General features: G+C 65.0%; 22 protein-coding genes. 4 read left to right on the top strand and 18 right to left on the bottom strand.

Features of this window, described 5'->3' with window-relative positions; translation table 11 throughout:
• Positions 1 to 30: 30 nt before the first annotated feature.
• The 7 genes from ACTU6U_RS05465 to ACTU6U_RS05435 form a co-directional block, all read right to left on the bottom strand.
• Complete coding sequence (locus ACTU6U_RS05465) at positions 31 to 801, bottom strand: class I SAM-dependent methyltransferase (RefSeq protein WP_443468155.1); 771 nt, start codon at positions 799 to 801, stop codon at positions 31 to 33.
• On the bottom strand, positions 798 to 2,054 hold the full coding sequence (locus tag ACTU6U_RS05460; RefSeq protein ID WP_443468154.1) for an MFS transporter: 1,257 nt from the start codon (positions 2,052 to 2,054) through the stop codon (positions 798 to 800). The genes ACTU6U_RS05465 and ACTU6U_RS05460 overlap by 4 nt, the downstream gene beginning before the upstream one ends.
• On the bottom strand, positions 2,051 to 2,833 hold the full coding sequence (locus tag ACTU6U_RS05455) for a fumarylacetoacetate hydrolase family protein (RefSeq protein WP_443468153.1): 783 nt from the start codon (positions 2,831 to 2,833) through the stop codon (positions 2,051 to 2,053). The genes ACTU6U_RS05460 and ACTU6U_RS05455 overlap by 4 nt, the downstream gene beginning before the upstream one ends.
• A 172-nt stretch (positions 2,834 to 3,005) precedes the next feature.
• Complete coding sequence (locus ACTU6U_RS05450) at positions 3,006 to 3,986, bottom strand: hypothetical protein (RefSeq protein WP_443468152.1); 981 nt, start codon at positions 3,984 to 3,986, stop codon at positions 3,006 to 3,008.
• Between the two features lie 224 nt (positions 3,987 to 4,210).
• Positions 4,211 to 5,305: a branched-chain amino acid aminotransferase gene (locus ACTU6U_RS05445; RefSeq protein ID WP_443468151.1), complete on the bottom strand. Its 1,095-nt coding sequence runs from the start codon at positions 5,303 to 5,305 to the stop codon at positions 4,211 to 4,213.
• A 44-nt stretch (positions 5,306 to 5,349) separates the two neighbouring features.
• Positions 5,350 to 6,399 (bottom strand): 3-isopropylmalate dehydrogenase, encoded by a 1,050-nt coding sequence (locus ACTU6U_RS05440; RefSeq protein ID WP_443468150.1) that lies wholly within the window; start codon positions 6,397 to 6,399, stop codon positions 5,350 to 5,352.
• A 61-nt stretch (positions 6,400 to 6,460) separates the two neighbouring features.
• A complete protein-coding gene (locus ACTU6U_RS05435; protein WP_443468149.1) occupies positions 6,461 to 7,996 on the bottom strand; it encodes an MFS transporter in 1,536 nt (511 codons plus the stop codon).
• 61 nt (positions 7,997 to 8,057) lie between these two features.
• Between ACTU6U_RS05435 and ACTU6U_RS05430 the strand changes: the two genes are divergently transcribed.
• A complete protein-coding gene (locus ACTU6U_RS05430) occupies positions 8,058 to 8,600 on the top strand; it encodes a TetR/AcrR family transcriptional regulator (protein ID WP_443468148.1) in 543 nt (180 codons plus the stop codon).
• Positions 8,601 to 8,606: 6 nt separating this feature from the next.
• On the opposite strand, the gene serA is transcribed toward ACTU6U_RS05430, so the two are convergent.
• From serA to ACTU6U_RS05415, 3 genes are all read right to left on the bottom strand, one after another.
• Positions 8,607 to 10,211 (bottom strand): phosphoglycerate dehydrogenase, encoded by a 1,605-nt coding sequence (serA, locus tag ACTU6U_RS05425; protein ID WP_443468147.1) that lies wholly within the window; start codon positions 10,209 to 10,211, stop codon positions 8,607 to 8,609.
• Positions 10,212 to 10,335: 124 nt separating this feature from the next.
• On the bottom strand, positions 10,336 to 10,671 hold the full coding sequence (locus tag ACTU6U_RS05420) for a hypothetical protein (RefSeq protein ID WP_443468146.1): 336 nt from the start codon (positions 10,669 to 10,671) through the stop codon (positions 10,336 to 10,338).
• The gene (locus ACTU6U_RS05415; protein ID WP_443468145.1) at positions 10,668 to 11,150 is read right to left on the bottom strand and encodes a hypothetical protein; all 483 of its coding nucleotides are present in this window, start codon (positions 11,148 to 11,150) and stop codon (positions 10,668 to 10,670) included. The genes ACTU6U_RS05420 and ACTU6U_RS05415 overlap by 4 nt, the downstream gene beginning before the upstream one ends.
• A gap of 73 nt (positions 11,151 to 11,223) precedes the next feature.
• Here ACTU6U_RS05415 and ACTU6U_RS05410 point away from each other — a divergent pair, with 73 nt between their 5' ends.
• On the top strand, positions 11,224 to 12,156 hold the full coding sequence (locus ACTU6U_RS05410) for a hypothetical protein (protein ID WP_443468144.1): 933 nt from the start codon (positions 11,224 to 11,226) through the stop codon (positions 12,154 to 12,156).
• 2 nt (positions 12,157 to 12,158) lie between these two features.
• Here the strand turns inward: ACTU6U_RS05410 and ACTU6U_RS05405 are convergent, their stop codons facing one another.
• A complete protein-coding gene (locus tag ACTU6U_RS05405; RefSeq protein WP_443468143.1) occupies positions 12,159 to 12,830 on the bottom strand; it encodes a GntR family transcriptional regulator in 672 nt (223 codons plus the stop codon).
• Positions 12,831 to 12,833: 3 nt separating this feature from the next.
• Between ACTU6U_RS05405 and ACTU6U_RS05400 the strand changes: the two genes are divergently transcribed.
• Positions 12,834 to 15,725 (top strand): FAD-binding and (Fe-S)-binding domain-containing protein, encoded by a 2,892-nt coding sequence (locus ACTU6U_RS05400; RefSeq protein WP_443468142.1) that lies wholly within the window; start codon positions 12,834 to 12,836, stop codon positions 15,723 to 15,725.
• A 72-nt stretch (positions 15,726 to 15,797) separates the two neighbouring features.
• Here the strand turns inward: ACTU6U_RS05400 and ilvC are convergent, their stop codons facing one another.
• The 7 genes from ilvC to ACTU6U_RS05365 all read right to left on the bottom strand — a co-directional run bounded on the left by ilvC (position 15,798) and on the right by ACTU6U_RS05365 (position 24,492).
• Positions 15,798 to 16,826 carry a ketol-acid reductoisomerase gene (gene ilvC / locus ACTU6U_RS05395; protein WP_443468141.1) on the bottom strand — a complete coding sequence of 343 codons (1,029 nt, stop codon included), beginning with the start codon at positions 16,824 to 16,826 and terminating at the stop codon, positions 15,798 to 15,800.
• Positions 16,827 to 16,885: 59 nt separating this feature from the next.
• Positions 16,886 to 17,395, bottom strand: coding sequence for an acetolactate synthase small subunit (ilvN, locus tag ACTU6U_RS05390; RefSeq protein WP_443468140.1), 510 nt, complete (start codon positions 17,393 to 17,395; stop codon positions 16,886 to 16,888).
• Positions 17,396 to 17,398: 3 nt separating this feature from the next.
• On the bottom strand, positions 17,399 to 19,201 hold the full coding sequence (locus tag ACTU6U_RS05385) for an acetolactate synthase large subunit (RefSeq protein WP_443468139.1): 1,803 nt from the start codon (positions 19,199 to 19,201) through the stop codon (positions 17,399 to 17,401).
• Positions 19,202 to 19,270: 69 nt separating this feature from the next.
• Positions 19,271 to 20,989: a dihydroxy-acid dehydratase gene (gene ilvD / locus ACTU6U_RS05380; RefSeq protein WP_443468138.1), complete on the bottom strand. Its 1,719-nt coding sequence runs from the start codon at positions 20,987 to 20,989 to the stop codon at positions 19,271 to 19,273.
• A gap of 9 nt (positions 20,990 to 20,998) precedes the next feature.
• Positions 20,999 to 21,796, bottom strand: a complete 798-nt coding sequence (gene otsB / locus ACTU6U_RS05375; RefSeq protein WP_443468137.1) for a trehalose-phosphatase — start codon at positions 21,794 to 21,796, stop codon at positions 20,999 to 21,001.
• A 13-nt stretch (positions 21,797 to 21,809) separates the two neighbouring features.
• Positions 21,810 to 23,222, bottom strand: coding sequence for an alpha,alpha-trehalose-phosphate synthase (UDP-forming) (locus ACTU6U_RS05370; protein WP_443468136.1), 1,413 nt, complete (start codon positions 23,220 to 23,222; stop codon positions 21,810 to 21,812).
• A gap of 34 nt (positions 23,223 to 23,256) precedes the next feature.
• Positions 23,257 to 24,492 carry an MFS transporter gene (locus ACTU6U_RS05365; RefSeq protein ID WP_443468135.1) on the bottom strand — a complete coding sequence of 412 codons (1,236 nt, stop codon included), beginning with the start codon at positions 24,490 to 24,492 and terminating at the stop codon, positions 23,257 to 23,259.
• 141 nt (positions 24,493 to 24,633) lie between these two features.
• Here ACTU6U_RS05365 and ACTU6U_RS05360 point away from each other — a divergent pair, with 141 nt between their 5' ends.
• Entirely contained in the window at positions 24,634 to 24,930 is a 297-nt protein-coding gene (locus tag ACTU6U_RS05360) for a hypothetical protein (RefSeq protein ID WP_443468134.1), read from the top strand.
• The last annotated feature ends 7 nt before the right edge of the window (positions 24,931 to 24,937 follow it).

The raw sequence follows: 24,937 nt of genomic DNA, 5'->3' as shown, positions 1-24,937 counted from the left end.
ATCACCTCAATCCTACGCGGGTACGGACGCTTACCCCGCGTGACCTGTGGCCACAGCCGCGGAATGCTCCAGAGCGATCGTGCCATCGACGACACGCTCGTTGCAGAGTTCGTCGAATGCCAGCTGGAACTGCCGACGGTCGCGCTCATCGAGCGAGAGGAAGAACGCCCCTGCGCCTGCCACGCCGCCCGTCACTGAGCTCCACAGCACCTCCGCGTTGGCATGCCACGTCCAGTGCGTTTCGCTGACTGTCAGGTCTTGCCAACCCGACTGCTGCAGCATCCGCCCGAAACCCGCGCAGCTGCGCTCGAAGTCCTTGTCTGCCGGCAGGCGCTCGCCGGTCGCGGGACCAAGGCCTGCTCGCTCGCACACCGATACCCAGAACAACGACGGCGTCGCAGTCCAGGTGGTAGCGAGCACGATTCCTCCGGCCGTGGTGACGCGTAGCATCTCCGCAGCCGACCTGCGGGGATCATTCACATGGTTGAGAACGAAGTTCGCCGTCACGCAGTCGAAGGCCCCATCCGCGAACGCGAGGGATGGCAGAGTGCCGCAGATCACGGGCACGTTCGGATGCCGCATGGAAGAGATCGACCGCATCGTCGGCTCCGGCTCGCACCCGGTGACAACCCAGCCGTCCTCGGCGAGCTTCGCCGCAAGGCTCCCCGTTCCCGACCCGACATCCAGCAGAGTGCGCTGCGCGCCCGCACCGAGAGCCTGCACGATCACCTGAGTCGTCCCCGCGCACAGATCGGCATACGAGGCCGCGTATGCCGCGCCGACGCCGTTCCAGCCGCTCACGCGGTGCGCATCCGGCCGAGAGGGGAGGCGACGACGATCGCGACGACGACGACCGCGGCGATGACCGCGAGCCCGGAGTACTGGAAGTTCGACATGATGACCCCTGCGAGCACAGCGCCGCCTGCCCCGCAGAAGCTCATGAGCGAGTCGCTGCGCCCCTGGCGTCTCGTGCGGAGGGTCGGTGTCGTCGCCTCCGTGAGCAGGGCAGCGCCGGAGACCGTCGAGGCGCTCCACCCGAGCCCCAGCAGAACGAGCGCGATCATGACGCCGCCGGCCTGATCGTTCATGAAGAACGCAAACGTGAGGGATGCGCCGAGCAGCACCTGCCCGAGCAGAACAACTCGCAGCCGGCCCCAGCGGTCGGAGAGAATGCCGAACACCGGCGAGAGCGCGTACATGCCCGCGACATGAGCGGCGATCGTGATCCCGACGAGGGTGGTGACATCTGTCGAGGTCGCATGCCCACCGTGCGCATTCTGCGCCATGTGCGAGAGATGAATCGGGGTCATCGCCATCACGGACACCATCACGATGTGCGCGCCGGCGATGGCGAACATCGCATACCGGGCGACAGTCGGGTGATCGCGACGCTCATCGCTCTGAGCCTGATTCGCCGATGATGCGAGGATCCGCTGCGAGAGAAGCAGCGGATCAGGCCGCAGCGCCACGATGTACAGGATGAATGCCGCTATCTGAGCGACGAGCGAGAACAGGTAGGAACCAGTCTGCGGCGGCATCCCTATCGCTTGACCGACGATCTCGCCCGGGCCGAGCAGCAACGGTCCGGTCACTCCCCCGATCGTCGTCGCCCAGACGACGATCGAGAGATCGCGCCCTCGATGACGAGAAGAGGCGAGATCGGTCGCCGCGAAGCGCGACTGAAGGTTGCCGGCGTTGCCCGCACCGATCATCACGATGCCCGCCAGCAAGAGCGGGAAGATGCGCAGAGCTGCAGCCAGGATGACGACCGCGATCCCGACGAGCGCGAAGAGATTACCCAGAGTGAGCGCCCAACGCCTGCCGAGTTTCATCGCCATACGCGCCAGTGGGATCGCACACAGCGCAGCGCCGAGCGTGACCGAAGCTGTCGCCAGCCCCGATAGGGCGTCGTCTCCCGAGATGTCTGCGGCGAGCAGCGCACCGAGCGATACCGTCGCACCGAACGCGATGCCACCGAGAACCTGCCCAGAGGACAGGACGATCACCGTGCGGCGCTGGATCGCCTGCTGTCGATCGAGAGTGGGCAGGGTCATGCCGGAGGAAGCGCGTCGCGCACCGAATTGCGCAGGATGCCGATGCCCGAGACCTCGACCTCGACGGTGTCTCCAGCGACGAAAGGTCCGACGCCCGCCGGGGTGCCGGTGAGGATGACGTCTCCAGGCAACAGAGTGAAGATCGCAGAGGCGTACTCGATGATCTCGTCGACGGAGTGGATCAGGTCGCTGAGCGGCGCGCTTTGTCGCACTTCGCCATTCACACGGGTCTCGAGGGTGGCATCCGTCTGGTCGAACTCCGTCTCGATGACCGGTCCGAGCGGGCAGAAGGTGTCAAAGCCCTTGCCACGCGTCCACTGCCCGTCCTTCAGCTGCAGGTCACGCGCCGTGACATCGTTGCCCACTGTGTAGCCGAACACGTAGTCCTGGGCGTTCTCCGCCTTCACGTTCTTGGCGATGCGCCCGATCACGACGGCGAGCTCGCCTTCGTGATCGGTGCGCTCGGACAGCGACGGGCGCACGATCGTGTCGCCGGGGCCGATCACAGACGTGTTGGGCTTGAGGAACAGCAGCGGCTCTTCAGGCGCGGCTCCTCCCATCTCGGCGGCGTGATCGTGGTAGTTCTTACCGACGCAGACAACTTTCGATCGCGGAATCACCGGTGCGAGCAGAGCTGCATCCGCAAGTGGAACGCGCTCGCCCGTCGTGTCGAACCCGGCGAACATCGGGTCACCGGCGAGCACGACGAGCTCATTCTCCTCCTCGTCGAGGATGCCGTACTGGATAGCGTCATTGTGGCTGAATCGCGCGATCTTCACTCGCTCAGCCTATTCCTCTCTGCCGAGGTTCTCACCTCCCCTCTGCCGACGTGGTCACCCACGTTCTCCCCTCATCGAGACCCCAGCTTGCGACCGAGACCCCCGGCTATCAGCGGCGCGAACGAGGGGTCTCGGTGAGAGTCCGGGGTCTCACCGGCTCAACCCGGCAGGCTCAACCCGGCGGGTTGAGCCCGAACGCTGCGAGGCGGGCACCAAGAGCGTCAGCGGACACGATATGAGCGCTGCCCCATCGACGGATGGCCCAGCCGGTGACACCGCGGATGTCGTCCTCGCGCCATTTCTCGGCCAGTACGGCGTCAGCAGGGGTGGGCGCAGTGCGCAGGTCGAACTCGAGGTACTTGCCTTCACCATCGAACTCGCCGAAGTTCCGAGAGCGTGGAAACCCGAAATCCAAGAAGTACCGATCCCCCTCTGAACCTGTCACAGGAACCTGCAGCATCAGGTCACGGAACCCGAGTCGCCACAGCTGAAGCCGACTGACGCTCTCACCCGGCAGTTGCGCGCGTCCGTCGGCAAAATCCGCCGTCCAACGCACCCGCCGGACGCCTCGCAGTCCCGGCTTCGCCAGACACAGCAGCCGTTCTTTCCATTCGGCCGCGGCGTCATCATCCTGCCGATGGTTGACCACCGCCACCGATCTGATTGCCGCGTCAGCTGCAGTTACCGCAGCTTCCATCGACATAGTCCGCACCAAATCGAACACGGTTCGCGCCAGAGATGTGCAGCGAAACCCGTGGCGTACGACGATGTCCTCCTCGGCCACGTCGATGTCATGCCGAGCGATCCCCGACACGGAGCGCGTGTGGCGTGTCCCTGTGATGAGGGTGTGGACGACGGCGTCAGCAGCGCGGTAGATCGGCAGCCCCCAGAGCACCGCGGCGGACAGGTGCATGAACACGGGTCCTTGTCGAGGACTGGAACGTGCGTGCGCGATCACCCGCAGCAGGTGTCGCCCCTCACTCCACAGATCCCTCCAGGTCGCACCGTCGACGTAGTAGCCACGATGAACGCGCACGAACGTGCCCACGGAAAGGAGCTCGCGCAACTGCCGCTCGGTGATCCCAGTGCTGAGAAGGTCAGCGCGCGTTCTCAGCACCGCATTGGCTTGATCGAAGCTGATTCGTCTCGGCATCCCGCGAGTATGCACCCCGCATCAGCGCTCCACTCTCTTCTCCACAGCCCGCGTCTGTTCATTTGCGATGTGCAGAACCAGTCGCACCGTCGGCGAGACCCCTGATAGACGTCGAGACCCCGTCGTATGGGTGTCCATACGACGGGGTCTCGACAGGAGCTGGGGGTCTCGGCGAAGGTGGCGACGGTGGCGACGGTGGAGACGGTGGAGACGCCAGCGAGAACTCAGGCGTCGAGCCGGTAGAGCCAGCCGTGTTTGTCGGTCGCGCGCCCGTACTGGATGTCGGTGAGCTCTTCGCGCAGCGAGAGCGCAAGGTCGCCGGTCGGCTGCTCCTCTTCGAAATCAGCCGTGACGAGAGCGCCGATCGGGGTGACGACAGCGGCGGTGCCGCATGCGAACACCTCGATGATGTCGCCCGATGCCACACCGTCTCGCCATTCCTGCAGCGAGACAGCGCGACGCTCGACGGTGTGCCCGCGGTCCTCTGCGAGTTGCAGCAGTGAGTCGCGAGTGATGCCCTCAAGGATGCTGTCGGACTGCGGCGTGACGATACGTCCGTCCTTGTACACGAATACGACGTTCATGCCGCCGAGCTCTTCGACGTTGCCGTCCTGGTCGAGGAACACGACCTGGTCACAGCCCTTGTCATAGGCCTCAGCCTGCGGCAGCAGGCTCGACGCGTAGTTGCCGCCCGTCTTCGCCGCCCCCGTGCCGCCCTTGCCGGCGCGGGTGTAGGTCTCGGACAGCCAGATGCGCACCGGCTTCACTCCACCCTTGAAGTACGAGCCGGCCGGGCTCGCGATCAGATAGTACGCAACCTTCTGCGCCGGACGAACGCCGAGGAACGCCTCTTTCGCGAACATGAATGGCCGCAGGTACAGACTCTGGTCTGCTCCCGACGGCGTCCAGGCCGCGTCGACGGCGATGAGCTCGCGCAGCGACTGCAGGAAGTACTCGGGCGGAAGCTCTGGGAGCGCCATCCGGCGCGCGCTGCGCTGCATGCGTTCCGCGTTCGACTGAGGCCGGAAGGTGTGGATCGAACCATCGGCATGACGATACGCCTTGATCCCTTCGAAGACTTCCTGACCATAGTGCAGCACTGCCGCAGCCGGGTCGAGCGGGATCGGCCCGTAAGGCTGCACCCTGGGGCGGTGCCAGCCGCCACGCGCCGACCAGCAGATGTCGACCATGTGGTCGGTGAAGACCGTGCCGAATCCTGGGTTCTTGAGAGCCTCTTCGCGCTCGGCGGGAGCCTTCGCGGCGAGATTCTTGGTCACAGCGAACTCGAGCGGGGCGAGTTCGGTTTCGATCGGTGTCATTTCACATCCTGCGTTCGTTGCGGCGGCGCTCGCGTGCCTCCAGATTACGCCTGGAGCTTTGCGATGATGGCGTCGCCGACCTGTGTGGTTGTCCTCGAGCCGTCCCGTTCGGAGATGTCGGCTTCCACAGCGCTGGCGATTCGAGCGGCTTCCTCGGTGAGCCCGAGATGATCGAGCAGCAGTGATGCCGACAGAATCGCCGCAGTGGGGTCGGCTTTCTGCTGTCCTGCGATGTCAGGGGCCGAGCCGTGAACGGGTTCGAAAATCGAGGGGAATTCGCCTGAGGGATTGATGTTGCCCGACGCGGCGAGGCCGATGCCACCGGTGACGGCACCTGCCAGATCCGTGAGAATGTCGCCGAAGAGGTTGTCGGTGACGATCACATCGAAGCGGGACGGGTTCGTGACCAGGAAGATCGTCGCCGCGTCGACGTGAAGATAGTCTACGGCTACGTCAGGATGCTCCGCAGCCACTTCGTTCACGATGCGCTGCCACATTCCCCCAGCGTTCACGAGCACGTTCGTCTTGTGCACGAGGGTCAGCTTGCGCCGACGGCGCTCTGCGAGCTCGAAGGCGTGACGAACCAGGCGCTCGACGCCGTAGGCGGTGTTGACGCTGGTCTCGATGGCGACCTCGTGCACTGTACCGCTGCGGATCGCACCGCCGTTGCCCGTGTAGGGCCCTTCAGTACCTTCACGCACGACGACGAAGTCGATCTCGCCCGGGTTGGAGAGCGGACCGGGAGCACCGGCGTACAGCTTCGACGGCCGCAGGTTCACGTAGTGGTCGAGGGAGAACCGCAGCTTCAGGAGCAGCTCGCGTTCGATGCTGACGTTCTTCAGTCGCCGGTCACCGGGCTGGCCACCGACAGCACCGAGAAGCACGGCATCCTGTGTCTTGATCGAATCGAGGTCCTCATCGGTGAGGATGTCACCGGTGTCGAGGTAGCGCGCTGCTCCCAGTACGAAGCGAGTCTTCTCGAAGGTCACATCGCTGTTCGCGGTGACGGTGTCGAGGACACGTTCGGCCTCAGCGATGACCTCTGGACCGATACCATCGCCCGGGATGATTGCCAGCTTCACGACACGCGACATGCGCACTCCTTGCATCGGGGTTCCCTGCGCACGACGACGGGCAGGTGATCCCAGCGTACTGTCAGCGCGGACGTGCCACGCGCAATGTGGCAGCGGCGATGACTCCGGCGACGACGACCAAAGCTGCACCGATCAGAGCGGTGATAGTCACCCCGGAATCGAAAGCGGCTGCTGCCGCGGTCCACAGTGCACTGCTGAGCGGTTCATCAAGCTGCTGCGCAGCCGTGTAGGCACCTGCGAGAGTCTCGCGCGCTGCCGCCGCCGCATCCGCGGGGATGGCTTCCGGAACGACGAGAGCGCCCCGGTAGAACGCCGTGATGATTCCACCGAGCACCGCGGTCCCGAGTACGGCGCCGAGTTCATACGCAGTCTCGGAGACGGCACTCGCGGCACCCGCTTTCGAGGCTGGGGCACTCGAGAGAATCAGCTCGTTGGAGATCGTCTCGGCTGCGCCGATTCCGATCCCCAGCACCACGAATGCCAGCACGAGCGGCATCACGCCATGTCCTTCGGTCGTGAACGCCACCAGGATGTAGCCGATCACTGAGAACGCGAGGGCTGCGGGCACGACGATGTGCGGAGGCACCCGACGCGAGATCGGGACAACCGTCAGCCCGGCTACGATGACCGCGATCATGCCGGGCACGAGTGCGAGTCCTGCCAACATTGGCGACATGCCAAGCACGAGCTGAAGATGCTGCGGCACGAAGTACAAGAATCCGACCAGCGCCACCACGCTCAGCAGGTTAACGAGGATCGCACCGGAGAATGTCCCCCGACGGAACAGGGCCATGTCGAGCATCGGGATCGGTGCGCGAAGCTGGCGACGCACGAACATCACGCCCATGACGGTGCCCCCCAGTGCCCACGCAGTGGCGATCAGCGTCGGGCCGTCCACAGCGAAGGACTTGATGGCGTAGACGACCGTAATCATCGCAGCCATCGAGAGCAGGATGCTGATCGGGTCGATCCTCCCAGGATTCGGGTCGCGGCTCTCTGGCACGAGCAGCGGCGCGGCGATCAGAAGCGGAATAAGCACCGGCACGGCGATGAGGAACACAGATCCCCACCCGAAGTGCTCCAGCAGAAAACCGCCGACGATCGGACCGAGCGCAGAACCCGCAGAGAACGCGGATGCCCAGACAGCGATGGCCATGCGGCGCTGGTCTCGGTTCTGGAAGATCGAGCGCAGCAGCGACAGCGTTGACGGCATGAGCATCGCACCGAAGAATCCGAGCATCACACGCGCTGCGATCAGGAGCTCAGCGGTGGGCGCGAACGCGGCGAGCACGGATACTGCCGCGAATCCCGTCGCGCCGATCAGAAGCATCCGTCGGCGTCCGAACCGGTCGCCGAGCGTTCCCATCGTCACGAGGAGCCCCGCCAGCACGAGCGGGTAGGCGTCGATGATCCACAGCTGCTGCGCACCGGAAGGCGAAAGAGCCAGCGAGATCTCGGGCAGCGCAAAGCTCAGCACGGTGTTGTCGACAGAGACGAGCAGCACCGGGAGCATGAGGACGACGAGCGCCAACCATCCGCGCGCGCCTGCGCGCGGTGCGTTAAAGCCAGCGGTGTCCGTCGACGGAGAGTTGGTCATGAGTTCCTCATCAGAGATGACGATCCTGTTACTAAACCGTCCGGCTGGTATAGTAACAGATATGTCTCGCCCTCCCCTGGCACGCGAACGCGTCCTGGACGCCTTTGAAGTGATCCTCATCGAGGACGGCGAACGGACGGCCACTCTGGATGCCACCGCGAAGTCGGCGGGAGTGTCCAAGGGCGGGCTGCTATATCACTTCGCTTCGAAGGACGATCTCGCTGCGGGCATGATCACACGCCTGGAGCGTCTCGTCGAAGCAGATCTCGAAGAGATGGCTGCGGCATCCGATGGCCCTGTCGCGTATTACATCCGCACATCCGTCATGGAGAACGAGCCGCTCGACCGCGCGCTCATCGCCGTCTCGCGCCTCGCGCAGGGCGGATCACCCGACGCTGTGCGCGCACTGCGCGACACCCGGCGCAGCTGGGGCGAGGCGATCAGGCCGCATGTGCGCGACGAGACCGCGCTCGACCTCGTACTCCTCGTCAGTGACGGGCTGTACTTCAACAACTCGCTCGACGCGCAGGGCCTTGAGCCGCTGGTCCCCCGCGATGCCGAGCTGCGCGCGCTGGTGGATCTGGTCACGCGCGCAGCCACGTGAGTCGGCTCAGACCTCGGCGATCTCGATCTGCTTCATGAGTGTGGCCTCGATAGCCTCACCGACCTCGGCGAGCAGCTCATCCGGAACCCGGGAGTCGACGGTGAGAACGGTGAGCGCCTCGCCACCGGCGGCACGGCGAGCGACCTGCATGCCGGCGATGTTGATGCCTGCGTCACCGAACTTCTGGCCATAGACAGCGACGATGCCTGGACGATCGATGTACTGCATGACGATGTGGTTCGTCTCGATCGGAACCTCGATATCGTGACCGTTGATGCCGACGATCTTCTCCACCATTCGTGTGCCTGCGAGGGTTCCCGCGACCGAGAGAACAGTGCCATCGGCGAGGGCGCCGCGAAGCGTTGTGAGGTTGCGGTACTCGGGGCTTTCCTTCTCGACGATCAGACGCGCTTCGATGCCACGTTGTTCGGCGAACAGCGGTGCGTTGACGTATGAGACGTTCTCACTGACCACGTTGGAGAGGATGCCCTTGAGGGCTGCAAGCTTGTACACGCTCACGTCGTAGTCCGCGAGCTCGCCGCGAACCTCGATGTCGAGGGTCGTGACTGCGGAGCCTGCCAGTCCGCTGAAGATCTGTCCGAGCTTTTCGACCAGCGCGATCCCAGGACGCACGAACGGGTCGATCACGCCACCGGCGACGTTCACCGCATCCGGGACGAGGTCTCCTTCGAGCGCGAGCTTGACCGAGCGGGCCACCGAAATGCCCGCCTTCTCCTGCGCGTCGTCGGTCGAGGCTCCCAGGTGCGGGGTGACGACGACGTTCGGCAACGCGAGCAGGTCGTGTGCAGAGCCGCCCTCTGCAGGGGGCTCGGAGGTGAACACGTCGAGGCCGGCCCCGGCGATCTCGCCGTTCTGCAGGGCGGTGCGCAGTGCGACCTCGTCGATCAGGCCGCCACGGGCGACGTTGATGACGTACGCCGTGTTCTTCATCGCAGCGAATTGCTCTGCGCTGATCATTCCCGTGGTCTCGGGGGTCTTCGGCATGTGGATGGTGAGGAAGTCGACCTCGGCCACGAGCTCATCGAGGGTGCGCAGCTCGACACCGAGCTGCTGGGCGCGAGCACTTGTCACGTAGGGGTCGTACGCCACGATCTTCATGCCGAACGACTGCATGCGCGCGGCGACGAGCGCGCCGATGCGACCGAGGCCGACAATGCCGAGCGTCTTGTCGAACAGCTCGGTGCCGGTGTACGAGCTGCGCTTCCACGCTCCGCCTGCGAGCGATGCGTTGGCGGCGGGCACGTGGCGGGCAAGGCTCAGGATGTGAGCGCAGGTGAGCTCTGCGGCAGAGATGATGTTCGAGGTCGGGGCGTTGACCACCATGACCCCGGCCTTGGTCGAAGCCGCGATGTCTACGTTGTCGAGGCCGACGCCGGCACGTGCGATCACCTTGAGCTTGGGGGCGTGGCCGAGAGCCTCAGCATCCATCTTGGTCGCCGAGCGCACCAAGACCGCGTCTGCATCTGCCAGCGCCGAGAACAGCGTTTCTCTATCCGTGCCGTCCACCTGACGGACGTCGAAGTCGGGGCCGAGCGCCTCGATCGTTGCGGGTGAGAGGACTTCGGCAATGAGCACGACGGGCTTTGGCACAGGCGGATCCTTCGAGTTGGCGGCACAGCGCGGATGGGGATCGATGCGCCGCACACCGTCGGGGGCGCGATCGTGTCCACCCTACCTGAGCCTTGCGCCCACTCCGTTCATGTGACGCGCGGGGTCACGAGGTCAACGACAGCGGGTTGACCGCACTGAGGGCGACGACGTTGATCCAGAACACCGCGACCAACCCGAGCCCCGCAATCATCACCACGCTGAGCTCCAGCGCAGTGCGCCGTCTGCCGAGAGCGAATGCCCCGGCGAACACGAGGATCGGGAACAGCACCGAGAAGATCAGCACGAACCAGCCGTACGCGTTCAGCCCCAGCTGCGCGAATGTCACGAGATACGCGATCGCATTCCACACACCGTAGGCGTAGAAGAGACCTGCGGCACCGATGATGATCGTCTTCAGAATGCCCAGCGAAGGCCTGCTCTGCACAGTCTGCTCGCTCATGCTCCCACCGCCCCCGTCATAACGAATGGCCATGGCACAAGCAGCACGACCCCCACCAGGAGCCAGAGGATGCGCTGCCAGGATGGCGAGTGACGGGTGAGCAGCCATACCGCGGTGAACCACAGTGCTGGCGCCAGCACTGCCGCCCAGACGCCCACCTGGTACATCACGTTTGGGATGAGGAAGAGCGCGCCCACCTGCAGGCGGAAGCCCCCGATGATCCATCCGATCGTGTAGAGCAAGTAGATCCCGCCCATGATCCCCGCCAGCAGCAGCATTGGAGTGCTCAATGCGGGCGGTTCCTCCGAGTCGACGATGGCGCCGTCCGAACCGGAATCTTCTACCGCTGTACTGTCTTTGCCGACGGCCTTCCAGCCCTTCGGGAGTACTGGCTCGCGCTCGGCCTCGGCCGCGCTCTTCTGATCTGGGTGACCGTCATCGCCTTCCCAGGAAAGCGCGTCGTCCGCATCCGATGTCATGGCTCCAGCGTAGCTACCCGCAAGCGCTGCCGATATGCTCAGGGAGTTCACAGCATCACAAGGGGGATCCACCGTGGCAGAACACAAGAAGAAGTCGCCCGCATCCGACGTCGCAGCGACGACGGAACGTACCTGGACCCCGACCGCGGAGGCGAAGCAGAAGGCCACGATGTTCCGCTGGATCGCGGTGGTGCTCTGGGCCGTCGCGATCGCAGCCGAGGCCGTGGCCATCTTCTGGCTGCTTCGTCAGCGCGAATACGTCGGCGAGGACGGTGTCCTCGTTCGTAACGCCGACACCGGCCTGCTCGAGGAACAGGGCGTTTCCGCTCAGTTCCCGCAGTGGGCGTTCATCACCCTGATCGTGGTGCTGGTCGTGATCGCTGCGCTGTCGATCACCGGCTCTTTCCTCTGGAAGAAGGCGAACAAGCTCGATCCGGCGAAGAAGTCCGACACGGTGAGGTTCTTCGTCCAAAATCAGCTGGGCGCGATCATCGCTGTCATCGCGTTCCTGCCGCTGGTCATCCTGATCTTCCTCAACAAGGACATGGACAAGGGGCAGAAGACGACGGCCGGCATCGTCGGTGTCGTTCTCGCCATCGCTGCTGTCGCGCTCGGCATCGACTACAACCCGTCATCGGTAGAGCAGTACACCGCCGACCAGTCGACGGTCATCCAGCTGCTCGGACAGGACGAGGTCGTCTGGGTCGACGGTGGATCCGTTTACCACGTGTGCGAAGAGGTCTCCGACATCCAGACCGGCAGCGAGAAGCGCACCGGCACGACGGCGCAGGCCATCGAAGCGGGAAAGATCCGTCTGACGCTGAAGTTCGCCTCTGAGCTGCGCACGTGCGGCCTCGCGGTGCCGGAGAATGCCGACGAGATCGCTGATGCACTCCGCGCGATCCAGGGCGGAGCGGTGAACACCATGCTCCCCGCTCCCGTCTGGGCGGACCCTGCGGATGCCCCGATCGAGATTCAGGACGCGTCGGGCAGCGAGAGCGAATAGCCTCACTCGGAGTGCGTGCACTCCCCCAACGCCTCGACCAGGCGCTGTTCGGCCGCGCCGAGATGCGCGGCCAGCAGCGCCGCAGCGCGTTCGCCATCGCCTGCCGCGACAGCGTCGAGGATGTCAGCGTGCTGCGTGGCGATGTCGCGCGCATCGAGCAGTCTTCGATTCTGCACCTGCGCCATGCACAGGCGCACCTCGTCGAGCACGCTGGCATACATGCGTGAAGTCCGCGGGCTCGCGATGCCGTCGATGAGCGCAGTGTGAAAGCGAAGGTCAGGTTCGACGGTTGCAGCATCCGGTCCTGGATCCATCGCGAAGATCTCTGCGTTCGCGTGCGCGGCAGCGGGAACAACGCTCCGGCCTGCCGCAAGCTCGCGCAGGGCCGCGCTCTCCAACCTCGTGCGGGTGCGGTAGACGTCGTGCACCATCGCCGCATCGATCGCCACGAGCCGCGCGGAACGATGCGCTGTGCGCACCAACAGCCCAGAGGCGACGAGCTGTTCGATCGCTGCTTTCGCGCTGGGTCGGGCGACGCCGAAGGATGCTGAGACTTTCGCCTCGGTCAGTGCGGCGTCAGCGGCGATCTCCCCGGAGAGGATCTGCGAGCGAAGTCGACGCGTGACAGCGTCGACGACTCCGACGATGCCGAGGGGTTCATCCGTGCTTGTCACATCATGAGCCTAGACGAGACTAGACTCCCCTGTATTCTTGTCAGACAACTTTTGGAGGCTGTCGTGTCCACGACTCTCGCGCATCCGCTCGACGTTGAGCGACTCGGCTCCCAGACGGCGATCTCCTCGCGCTCAATCGACCGGTTCGCGCGAGCGCATGACGCGTCGCACTACCTCCTGATCCCCGACGCCGTCCTCACCCCGCAAGACGCCGCCGGAGTCGCTCGCACCTTCGATGCCGTGCGCGCCGCTGGGCGAACGCTCACTTTCCGTTCGGGCGGGACGAGCCTTTCTGGTCAGGCCGTATCCGGTGATGTCCTCGTCGACACTCGAAGCAATTTCCGCGGCATCCACGTCGAAGACGAAGGGCGTCTGGTTCGCGTCGAGCCGGGCGCCACCGTGCGCCAGGTCAATACGCGTCTGGCCCGCTACCGGCGAAAGCTCGGCCCTGATCCCGCGAGCGAGATCGCGTGCACGATCGGTGGCGTCATCGCGAACAACTCCAGCGGTATGGCCTGCGGTGTCACGGAGAACTCGTATCAGACGGTAGATTCGCTGCTGCTCGTGCTGCCGAGCGGAACCGTTCTCGACACCGGCGCGCCCGACGCGCTCGAGCAGCTCCAGTCCGCGGAGCCGGCCCTCGCGGAGGGCCTGCTGACTCTGCGAGAACGGCTTCTCGCCGACCCGGAGTCGGTCGAGTTCATCCTCCGACAGTTCTCGATGAAGAACACGATGGGTTACGGGCTGAACTCACTGGTCGATTTCGATGATCCGGTGAAGATTCTCGAACACCTCGTGATCGGATCCGAGGGCACCTTGGCGTTCGTCGCCGAAGCCCGGTTCCGCACTGTGGAGGTGCGCCCGCAGATCGCCACGGGACTGCTCGTCTTCGAATCCCTCGCGGATGCCATGGGAGCTCTTCCCGATCTGGTCGCGCAGCACCTCGCAACGATCGAGCTGATGGATGCCGCATCGCTCCGCGTCGCACAGGGGCTGAGCGATGTCCCCACATCCATCGCGAGCATCACGGTCGACGCGCACGCAGCGCTCCTCGTCGAGGTGCATGCGTCCGATCCGGACGAGCTCGTCGAGAAGAGCGAGCGCGCCCTGGGCCGTTTCCGCGCCCTCCCCCTCGCCGTCGAACCCGCGCTGACGACCGATGCCGCCCAGCGCGCCTCGCTGTGGAGTGTCCGCAAGGGCCTGTACACGGCCGTCGCCGGTGCCCGCCCGTCCGGCACGACCGCACTGCTCGAAGACATCGTCGTTCCGGTCGACAGGCTGCTGGCGACGTGCGAGCGGCTGATCGAGCTGTTCGCCATCCACGACTACAAAGACTGCGTCATCTTCGGCCACGCCAAAGACGGTAATGTGCACTTCCTCCTCAAGGAGCGCTTCGACGATGCGGAGAGCCTCGCGCGGTACCGCCGCTTCACCGATGATCTCGTGGACCTCGTGCTCGCACAGGCCGGGTCGCTGAAGGCTGAACACGGCACCGGACGGATCATGGCGCCGTTTGTGCGTCGCCAATACGGAGATTTCCTCACCGACCTGATGTGGGAGATCAAGCGCCTGGTCGATCCCCAGGGGATCCTGAACCCCGGGGTCGTGCTCTCCGAGGACGCCGAGTCCTACCTGCAGGACCTCAAGCGCGTGCCGACCGTCGAGAGCGAAGTCGATCGCTGTGTGGAGTGCGGATACTGCGAGCCCACGTGTCCGAGCAAGGACATCACCCTCACTCCCCGCCAGCGGATCGTCTTGCGGCGTGACATGGCGTGGGCAGAAGAGCAGGGCGATACTGAGCTCCTGAAGGATCTGCGTGCCGACTACGACTACGACGGGGTGCAGACCTGCGCCGTCGACGGGATGTGCGCGGTGGCCTGCCCGGTCGACATCAACACCGGAGATCTGGTGCGCCGGCTGCGCGCCGAAGAGGCATCGAAGCTCGAGGACGGCGTGTGGGATGCTGCAGCCCGGGGCTGGGGCGCGGTGACGCGGATCGGGGGCGTTGCGCTCACGATCGCGGATGCCTTGCCCGCTCAGCTCGTGCGCGGAGCCACGCAGCTCGGACGAGCGGTTCTCGGCGCGGATACTGTGCCGCTCTACGACGGAGACCTCCCCCGCGGCGGCTCGCCCGCCCCGAAGGCGTCGAATCCCGCTGACGCACAGGCGGTGTTCTTCGGCGCATGCATCGGGACGATGTTCGGACCGGAAGGTCATGGTGAAGGCTCGCGCGACGCCGTGCGCGCGCTGCTCGATCGCACCGGCATCCCCATTGTGATCCCAGAGGACGCAGGCAGCCTCTGCTGCGGCACACCGTGGAAGTCGAAGGGGCAGCTCTCGGGCTACGACCGGATGACCGAGCGCGTGCTCTCCAACCTCTGGGAGGCGAGCCGTCACGGCCAGCTCCCGATCGTCTGCGACGCCGCCTCGTGCACGGAGGGACTGCACGTGATGCTGGCGAAGTCGCTCGCAGAGTATCCGGAATATTCCGGAATGCGCATAGAAGATGCGACCACCTTCGTCGCGCGAGAGGTGCTCCCCCGGCTCACTGTTTCAGCGAAGCTCGAATCGATTGCGGTGCACCCGACGTGCTCGACCACCGCTCTCGGGGCGACGGGAGCGCTGACCGCACTTGCGGCAGCGGTGGCGAACGAGGTGTACGTCCCGGACGGGTGGGGATGCTGCGGATTCGCCGGCGACCGCGGGATGCTGCACCCTGAGCTCACCGAAAGCGCGACGGCCGTTGAAACGGCTGAACTGACTGAGGCCGACGCCGAGCGCGGCGGCTTCGATGCCTTCGTCTCGGCGAACCGGACCTGTGAGATCGGCATGACCCGTGCAACCGGCAAGCCCTATCGTCACGTCGTCGAGGTGCTCGAAGAACTCACCCGGTGAGTCGACGCGGAATCCCGCGGAATAATGAGAAAGGGCGCCCCGCGAGGGGCGCCCTTTCTTCGAAGCGGTGGATCAGCGCGCGGCAGAGCCGTCGACGTAATCCTCGTCCTGCTGCTTCCAAGCGAAGAGCGAACGCAGCTCCTTGCCAGTCACCTCGATCGGGTGCTTCTCTTCCTTGGCACGCAGTTCCTGGAACTCCTTCGCACCATTGTCCTGGTCCTCGATGAAGCGCTTGGCGAAGGCACCGGACTGGATGTCGGCGAGAACGCCCTGCATGTTCTCCTTGACACGAGCGTCGATCACGCGGGGACCGGAGACGTAGTCGCCGTACTCAGCAGTGTCGGAGATCGACCAGCGCTGCTTGGCGATACCGCCCTCCCACATGAGGTCGACGATGAGCTTGAGCTCGTGCAGCACCTCGAAGTAGGCGATCTGCGGCTGGTAGCCGGCCTCGACGAGCGTCTCGAAGCCGGCCTGCACGAGGTGGCTCATGCCACCGCAGAGCACAGCCTGCTCGCCGAAGAGGTCGGTCTCGGTCTCTTCGGTGAAGGTCGTCTTGATGACGCCGGCACGCGTTCCGCCGATGGCCTTCGCGTAGGAAAGCGCAAGCGCCCAGGCCTGACCCGAAGCATCCTTCTCGACGGCGATGATGTCCGGGATGCCACGGCCTGCGACGAACTCGCGGCGCACGGTGTGTCCAGGAGCCTTGGGAGCGACGAGAATGACGTCAACGCCCTCAGGAGCGTCGATGTAGCCGAAGCGAATGTTGAAGCCATGGGCGAACGCCAACGTCTTGCCCGTGGAGAGGTTCGGGGCGATCGACTCCGAGTAGATCGTGCGCTGGTGCTGGTCCGGAGCCAGGATCATGATGACGTCGGCCCAAGCGGTGGCATCCGCGACGTTCTTGACCGAGAAGCCGGCCTCCTCAGCCTTGGCGATCGACTTCGAGCCGTCCTTCAGCGCGATGGTGACCTCGACGCCCGAGTCGCGCAGGTTCATCGCGTGGGCGTGGCCCTGCGAGCCGTAGCCGACGATTGCGACCTTCTTGCCCTGGATGAGGGACAGGTCGGCGTCGTCGTCGTAGAAGATCTCAGTACTCACGTTGTATTTCTCCTTGATTGTGGTTGATCGGGACGTCGGTCCCTGAGCTTGTCGAAGGGTCAGCCGCGCAGAACGCGCTCCGTGATGCTCTTGCCACCGCGGCCGATGGCGAGAAGACCAGACTGCGCGATCTCCTTGATGCCGAAGGGCTCGAGCGCGCGCAGCAGCGCATCGACCTTGCCGCGATCTCCGGTGACCTCGATCACCAGTGCATCAGAGGCGTAGTCGACGACCGACGCGCGGAACAGGTTGACGACCTCGATCACGTTCGAGCGCGTCGTGTTGTCGGTGCGCACCTTCACCAGCACGTGCTGGCGCTGCACCGAACTCGCCGGCTCGAGCTCGACGATCTTGATGACGTTGATCAGCTTGTTCAGCTGCTTGGTCACCTGCTCGAGCGGCAGCTCTTCGACGTCGACCACCGCCGTGATGCGGGAGATGCCCGGCACTTCGGTGATACCGACCGCAAGTGATTCAATGTTGAATCCGCGTCGCGCGAAGAGTCCTGCGACGCGCGTCAGCAGGCCCGGCGTGTCCTCGACGAGGAGGCTCAGCACGTGCTTCGACATGGTTCAGATCTCCTCATCGAACGCGGGGGCATGATCGCGTGCGTACTGAATGTAGTTGTTGCTCAGGCCCTGCTGCACCATCGGCCACACCATCGCGTCGGCGGAGACGACGAAGTCGATGACGACCGGGCGATCGTTGGTCTCAAGGGCCAGTTTGATCGCGGCGTCGACGTCTTCTTCCTTCTCGACTCGGATCGCAAGGCAGCCGTATGCGTCGGCGAGCTTGACGAAGTCCGGGATCCGAATGGAGTCGTGTCCGGTGTTCAGGTCGGTGTTGGAGTACCGGCTGCCGTAGATGAGGGTCTGCCACTGGCGGACCATCCCCAGGGAGGAGTTGTTGATGATCGCAACCTTGATCGGGATGTTGTTGATCGCACAGGTGGCGAGCTCCTGGTTGGTCATCTGGAAGCAGCCGTCGCCATCGATCGACCATACGACGCGGTCGGGCTCTGCGACCTTGGCGCCCATGGCTGCAGGGACCGAATAGCCCATCGTGCCGGCGCCACCGGAGTTCAACCAGGCGTTGGGGCGCTCATACTTGATGAACTGCGCGGCCCACATCTGGTGCTGTCCGACGCCGGCGGCGTAGATGCCCTCCGGTCCGGTCAGTTCTCCGATGCGCTGGATCACGTACTGCGGCGCGAGCAGACCGTCGCTGGGTTCCGAGTACCCGAGCGGGAACTCGTCGCGAAGGCCGTCGAGGTAGGACCACCAGTCCGAGATGTCGGGCTTGGTGGTGCCGATGGTTCCGCGGAACGCGGCATCCAGATCGATGAGGACATCGCGGACATCGCCCACGATCGGCACGTCGGCGGTGCGGATCTTGGAGATCTCGGCCGGGTCGATGTCGACGTGCACGACCTTGGCGTGCGGGGCAAACAGAGCGACCTTTCCGGTCACTCGGTCGTCGAAGCGCGCACCGAGCGAGACGATGAGGTCGGATTCCTGAAGCGCGAGCACTGCGGGGACGGTGCCGTGCATTCCAGGCATGCCGAGGTGCTGCTCGTGCGAGTCCGGGAACGCACCCCGCGCCATCAGCGTGGTCACGACGGGAGCACCCGTGGACTCTGCGAGTTCCTTCAGCTCAGCAGCCGCCCGCCCGCGAATGACACCACCACCGACATAGAGCACCGGCTTCTTCGCCTCGGCGAGCAGTGTTGCAGCGGCCTGGATCTGCTTGCCGTGCGCCTTCGTCACCGGACGGTAGCCCGGCAGATCGACCTTCGGCGGCCAGATGAACGGAGCGGTCTCCTGCTGTGCGTCCTTCGTGATGTCCACGAGCACGGGCCCAGGACGCCCCGTCGAAGCGATCTCGTACGCTGCAGCGATCGCGCCGGGGATGTCCGCGGCGTCCTTGACGAGGAACGAGTGCTTTGTGATGGGCATCGTGATTCCGACGATGTCCGCCTCCTGGAAGGCGTCCGTGCCCATCAGGCTCGAGAAGACCTGTCCGGTGATCGCAAGCAGCGGCACGGAGTCCATGTATGCGTCGGCGATCGCGGTGACCAGGTTGGTCGCGCCAGGCCCTGAGGTCGCAATGCACACGCCCACCTTGCCCGATGCCGATGCGTAGCCCTCTGCCGCGTGTCCTGCGCCCTGCTCGTGACGCACGAGGATGTGACGCAGGTCTTTGGCATCCATCAGCGGGTCGTAGACGGGGAGGATCGCACCCCCAGGAAGGCCGAACACGTCGGTCACTCCCAGCAGCTCCAGCGAACGGACGACAGCTTCTGCGCCGGTGAGCTCTGGGGCGGATGCCTTCGGGGACGGTGGCCGTGGAACGGCCGAAACAGAGTCAGCAGTCATGTCTTTCCTTGGTGATCTCAGATGTCGTCAGCGCTCGAACCTGCCATCGGTCCTGAGCCTGTCTCAGTGTCAGCCGGTCGTCGCGCCCTGCGCAGCGGAGCGCACGAGCTTCGAGTACTTGGCCAGAACGCCACGGGTATAGCGCGGGGGAAGCGGCTCCCAGCCAGAGCGGCGGGATGCGAGCTCTGCCTCATCGACGAGTAAGTCAAGAGAGCGAGCTGCGATATCGACCCGTATCAGATCACCATCGCGCACGAAGGCGATAGGACCTGCGTCCACCGCTTCGGGTGCTATGTGGCCGATGCACAGGCCGGTTGTGCCGCCTGAGAATCGTCCGTCAGTCAAGAGTAGTACATCTTTTCCGAGCCCCGCACCCTTGATGGCCGCGGTGATGGCGAGCATCTCGCGCATGCCGGGTCCGCCCTTCGGACCCTCATAGCGGATGACGATGACCTCGCCGGCGTTGATCTCGCCGTTCGCGACGGCATCCATCGCGGCCCGCTCGCGCTCGAATACGCGCGCCGGGCCCTCGAACACCGTGGCGTCGAAGCCGGCGGTCTTCACGACCGCGCCTTCCGGTGCGAGGGATCCGTGCAGAATCGTCAGGCCGCCGGTGGCGTGGATCGGGTTGTCGAAGGTGTGGATGACCTCGCCGTCGATCGGCTGCGGGTCGAGGTCTGCGAGGTTCTCGGCCAGCGTTTTGCCCGTGACGGTGAGGGCGTCGCCGTGCAGCAGCCCCTCATCGAGCATGGCCTTCATGATGACGGGGATGCCGCCGTGACGGTCGACGTCATTCATGACGTACTGACCGAACGGCTTCATGTCGGCTACGTGCGGGACCTTGTCACCGATGCGGTTGAAGTCGTGCAGGTTCAGCTCGACGTCCGCCTCACGGGCGATCGCCAGCAGGTGCAGCACGACGTTGGTCGAGCCCCCGAGCGCCATGGCGAGTGCGATCGCGTTCTCGAAGGCCTCCTTCGTGAGGATGTCACGTGTCGTGATGCCCTGGCGAAGCAGGTTGACGACTGCTTCACCCGAGCGGTGCGCGAAGTAGTCGCGACGGCGGTCTGCGGCGGGCGGTGCGGCAGAGCCGGGCAGGCTGAGTCCGAGTGCTTCCGCGACCGATGCCATGGTGTTGGCGGTGTACATGCCACCGCAGGCGCCCTCGCCGGGCGCGATCGCGCACTCGATGCGCTTGAGATCTTCTTCGCTCATGAGACCCGCGCGGCACGCACCGACGGCCTCGAAGGAGTCGATGATCGTGACGTCCTTCTCGGTGCCGTCCGAGAGCTTGACCCATCCGGGAGCGATGGAGCCGGCATACAGGAACACGCTGGACAGGTCGAGGCGAGCACTGGCCATCAGCATGCCGGGGATCGACTTGTCGCACCCTGCCAGCAGCACGCTGCCGTCAAGCCGCTCAGCCATCATGACCGTCTCGACAGAGTCGGCGATGACCTCGCGCGACACCAGCGAGAAATGCATGCCTTCGTGGCCCATCGAGATGCCGTCCGACACCGAGATCGTGCCGAACTGCAGCGGGTACCCGCCTCCGGAGTGCACGCCTTCTTTGGCGCCCTGCGCAAGGCGATCAAGGCTCAGGTTGCAGGGTGTGATCTCGTTCCAGCTGGATGCGATACCGATCTGCGGCTTGTCCCAATCCTCATCCCCCATGCCGACGGCACGAAGCATGCCTCGGGAGGTCGTCGCCTCGATTCCGTCGGTGACGACACGGCTGCGGGGCTTGATGTCTGGGGACGCGTGTGAAGAAGGATCTTGCGAGGACATGACGGCAGTCTATTCCCGTCGGGAGGAGCGTTCGGACGCGAGCACCTCCAGAAGAGCCGCGATGTCTTGTGGAGTGTCCACACGCAGCACAGCGGATGATTCACCGGGTCCGACACGAACGCCGAGATCTCCGGCGCCGAGCACCTGCATGGCGTCTTCGTCGGTGACATCGTCTCCGGCGAATAGGATGCCGGTGGCATCGAAGTGTTCGCGAAGAACAGTCATCGCCGCATCCTTGCCTTCCACGCGCGATGAGAACTCGAGAACGCGATGCCCAGCCCTGCGTCGCCAGTGCGGGAACTGCTCGGCCACGAGCGCGTCGACTTCAGTGAAGACCGCAGCCTCCGCTTCAGGCGTCGCACGGCGGGTGTGGATTCCCATGCCGAACGTCTTCGGCTCGAGCTGTGCGCCCTCGTAGCGGTCGACGATGGGCTGCGCAGCCGCCCACAGGCTTTCGCGCGCGCCGTCTTCCATCACCGCGTCCGCGATGTCGACCTCCCCGAGGCCTGGGAACCAGTACTGCGCACCGTGCGATCCTGCCAGAGCGATGGCGGAGTCATCCGTGTGCTCGGCGATCACTCGCAGGTCATTCATGCTGCGCCCTGAGACGTACGCGACGAAGGTGTCCGGCAGGGCCGCCAACCGCTCTAGCTGGACTTTCACCTCGGGCAGTGCGCGCGCCGCCATCGGGTCGAGCACGAGCGGAGATGCTGTGCCGTCGAAGTCCAAAGCGACGACCAGGCGTTCTGTGCGCGCGATGGCGGTCAGAGCCTCGTCAGCGGGTTCACGATTCCAGCGGTGTGTCATTTCATCTCTTCTCTCATGCGTGCCGCGCGTGTACTTCGGCGAGGGCCTTGATAAATGAGGACGACCACGCATTCACATCGTGCTCGAGCACCCGCTTGCGAAGCGGACGCATGCGTCGGCCTTGCTCGCCAGGTGTCATTTCGACGGCCGCCATGATCGCATCCTTCAGGCCTTCGATGTCATGCGGGTTCACTCGGACGGCCCGGCGCAGCTCGTCTGCTGCACCCGTGAACTCGCTGAGCACGAGAACTCCGCGGTTGTCGGCCCTGGTGGCGATGTACTCCTTGGCGACGAGGTTCATCCCGTCACGCAGCGCCGTCACGAGCATCACGTCGGCGGCGAGATAGAGGGCCACCATCTCTTCGCGGGGGAATCCCTGATGCAGGTACCTGATCGCGCTGTGCCCCATCGTGTCGGTGTCGCCATTGATCCGGCTCACCGCCAGCTCGATCTCGTCGCGCAGGTGCACGTAGGCGTCGACGCGCTCACGGCTCGGGCTGGCCACCTGGATGAGCGTCACGTCTTCGACGTGGAGGCGCCCCTCGGCGAGAAGCTCGCCGTACGCCTTGATGCGATGGCGGATGCCCTTGGTGTAATCGAGGCGGTCGACGCCGAGCAGGATGCGCTTCGGGTTGCCCAGACTCTCGCGGATCTCGGCTGCACGAGCGCGCACTTCGGGCTTTTCGATGAGCTCGAGATACGGCGAGGTGTCGATGGAGATCGGGAAGGCTTTGGCGAGCACTGGGCGCGAGCGGCTCTCGCCTGGGACGGTGACGATGGATCCCTTGACCTCGTGCTGCAAGCGACGCCGCACTGCGGTGAGGAAGTTGACCGCGTCCTGAGCGCGCTGGAAGCCGATCACGTCGGCGCCGAGCAGGCCGCGCAGCACCTGGTCGCGCCACGGCAGCTGGGCGTACAGGCCGTGTGCGGGGAATGGGATGTGGTGGAAGTAGCCGATCGTCACATCCGGCCGCAGCGCGCGCACCATCTCGGGCACGAGCTGGAGCTGATAGTCGTGCACCCAGACCGTGCCATGCTCTGCCACGACTGCCGCCGCGGCTTCTGCGAAGCGACGGTTCACTGTGACGTAGGCATCCCACCACTCCCGGTGGTATTGGGGAGGTGCGATCACGTCGTGGTACAGAGGCCAGATCGTGTCGTTCGCGAAGCCCTCGTAGTACTCGGCGACTTCCGCCTCGCTGAGCGCGATCGGGATGAGCCGAATGCCGTCCTCGACGAACGGCTCGAGCTCGAGGTCGGCTTGCCCGGCCCACCCCACCCACGCGCCGTCCACGTTCTGCATCACTGGCTCAAGGGCAGCGACCAGACCACCTGGGGACGTGCGCCAGATCTCTTCGCCGTGCTCCCCCACCACTCTGTCGACCGGAAGCCTGTTTGCGACGACGACGAATTCTGCGGTGTCCATGGGAGCTCCTCGATGCCGGTGATGAACCCCCAGGCTATCGACTGCGGGGATGGGTGCGGCTGGCGAACCAGTTCAGGATGCCTGCGAAGAGCACGATCGCCGCGGAAGCGATGGGCAGAAGCAGCGACGCCTGCGTGCCGAAGCTCTGCGCGATCTCACCGGTGACAGCGGATCCGATCGACTGCCCGACGATCACCCCTGAGCCGAGCATCGTCATCACTGTCGCCGATCGTCCGAGCGGGCTGCGCGCAGCCCCGAAACTGTACTGCGTCACCAGGGTCGGTCCGATCCCGATGCCCATCGCTGCCAGAGCCCACGCCATCGTGACGGGCGAGTCGGCGAACGGAAGCAGGAACGACGCCGCCAGAAGGATGCCAGAGAACACCAGCCAGCGCGCCCGCAGTGAGAATCGCGGCGGAAGCCATGCGACCCCGAGCGCGAGGAGTGCCGATCCGACACCCATGACCCCGTAGAGGAGACCTGCCTCTTCCGGCGCACCACGATCAGCCATGAACGCCGTCAACGACGTGAGCATCGTGCCGAAGAAGAGACCGACACCGAGGATTCCGATCACCACGATGAGCAGGTTCGGCCGAAGCAGTTCTGAGGCCGCGGAGGGCGCACGACCGTCGTCGTCGCGGTCGGCTGACACATGGCGGCCGCTCGGATGCAGGGCGAAGGCCCCCACGAAGATGAGCGTGAGTGCTGCAGCGCCGATCAGCGGAGCCCAAGGGGCGATCAGGGAGCCGAAGATGCCCACCAGGAACGGACCGAAGACGAACACCGTCTCATCCGCGGCGGACTCGTACGACATCGTGCCGGAGAGAACGCGACTGCGGCGGTTCTCCGGTATCTGCTCGCTGATGATCGCCACGAGCCGAGAACGCGACATCGGCGCGACTTGAGGTGCGGATGCTCCGATGCCCATGGCCGCCACCAGCACGAGAGCATCTGCCGATGGGCTGTAGACCACCAGCGCGAAGACGACCAGCATCACGCTGTTGACGATCGTGAGAATGATGAGCACAGGACGTTGACCGAAACGATCTGCCGCGGCCCCGAGGAGCGGGCCGAAGCACGCTGTACCGAGCCCGACGGCAGCGGAGGTCAGTCCGCCGAGCGACAACGACCCGCGCGCGGAGACGACGACAGTCAAAACACCGACGACCATCATCGCGAAGGGGAGTCGCGCAACGAAGGCGATCAGAAAGTAAGGGAGGCCGGTTCGTCGAAGGAGACTCGCCGAAACGGGTGCGTGTGTCTGGATCATGACTCTCGCGCGTTCGAAGACGCGGGATCAGGTGTCGCCGCTTTCCGTCAGGATGCCGACGGCCGGTAGATACACAGCTTCAAGCGCTCACGCGCCGGAGTCATTCTACCTGGGACACCTGAGCGCAGGTAGGTTGGTGCCATGCGTTACCTCTTCAGCACCGGACTCATCGCAGCGATCTCCGCAGGAGTGTCACTGCTGCGCGGCACGCGCGATGAACCGATCACCTGGCGCGCTGCGCTCTCATGGGTGAGCTGGGGCATCACTCTCTCCCTCGCGATCGGCGCTGTCGTCGACATGAGGCGGGAGCGAACCGGACAGCTCGTCGATGCCGACTCGCCGCAATCGGTCAAGAAGGCGAAGAAGGCTCAGCGGCTTCAGTTCCGGTCGCAGAAGGCGCTCGCCGATGCCCAAGGGCACGCCAAGAGCCGCCGCTGACTCACTC

Origin of the sequence: Microbacterium zouquanmingi (assembly GCF_052266695.1) — a bacterium.
Lineage (GTDB): Bacteria > Actinomycetota > Actinomycetes > Actinomycetales > Microbacteriaceae > Microbacterium.
This window is presented reverse-complemented; position numbering and strand designations above follow the sequence as displayed.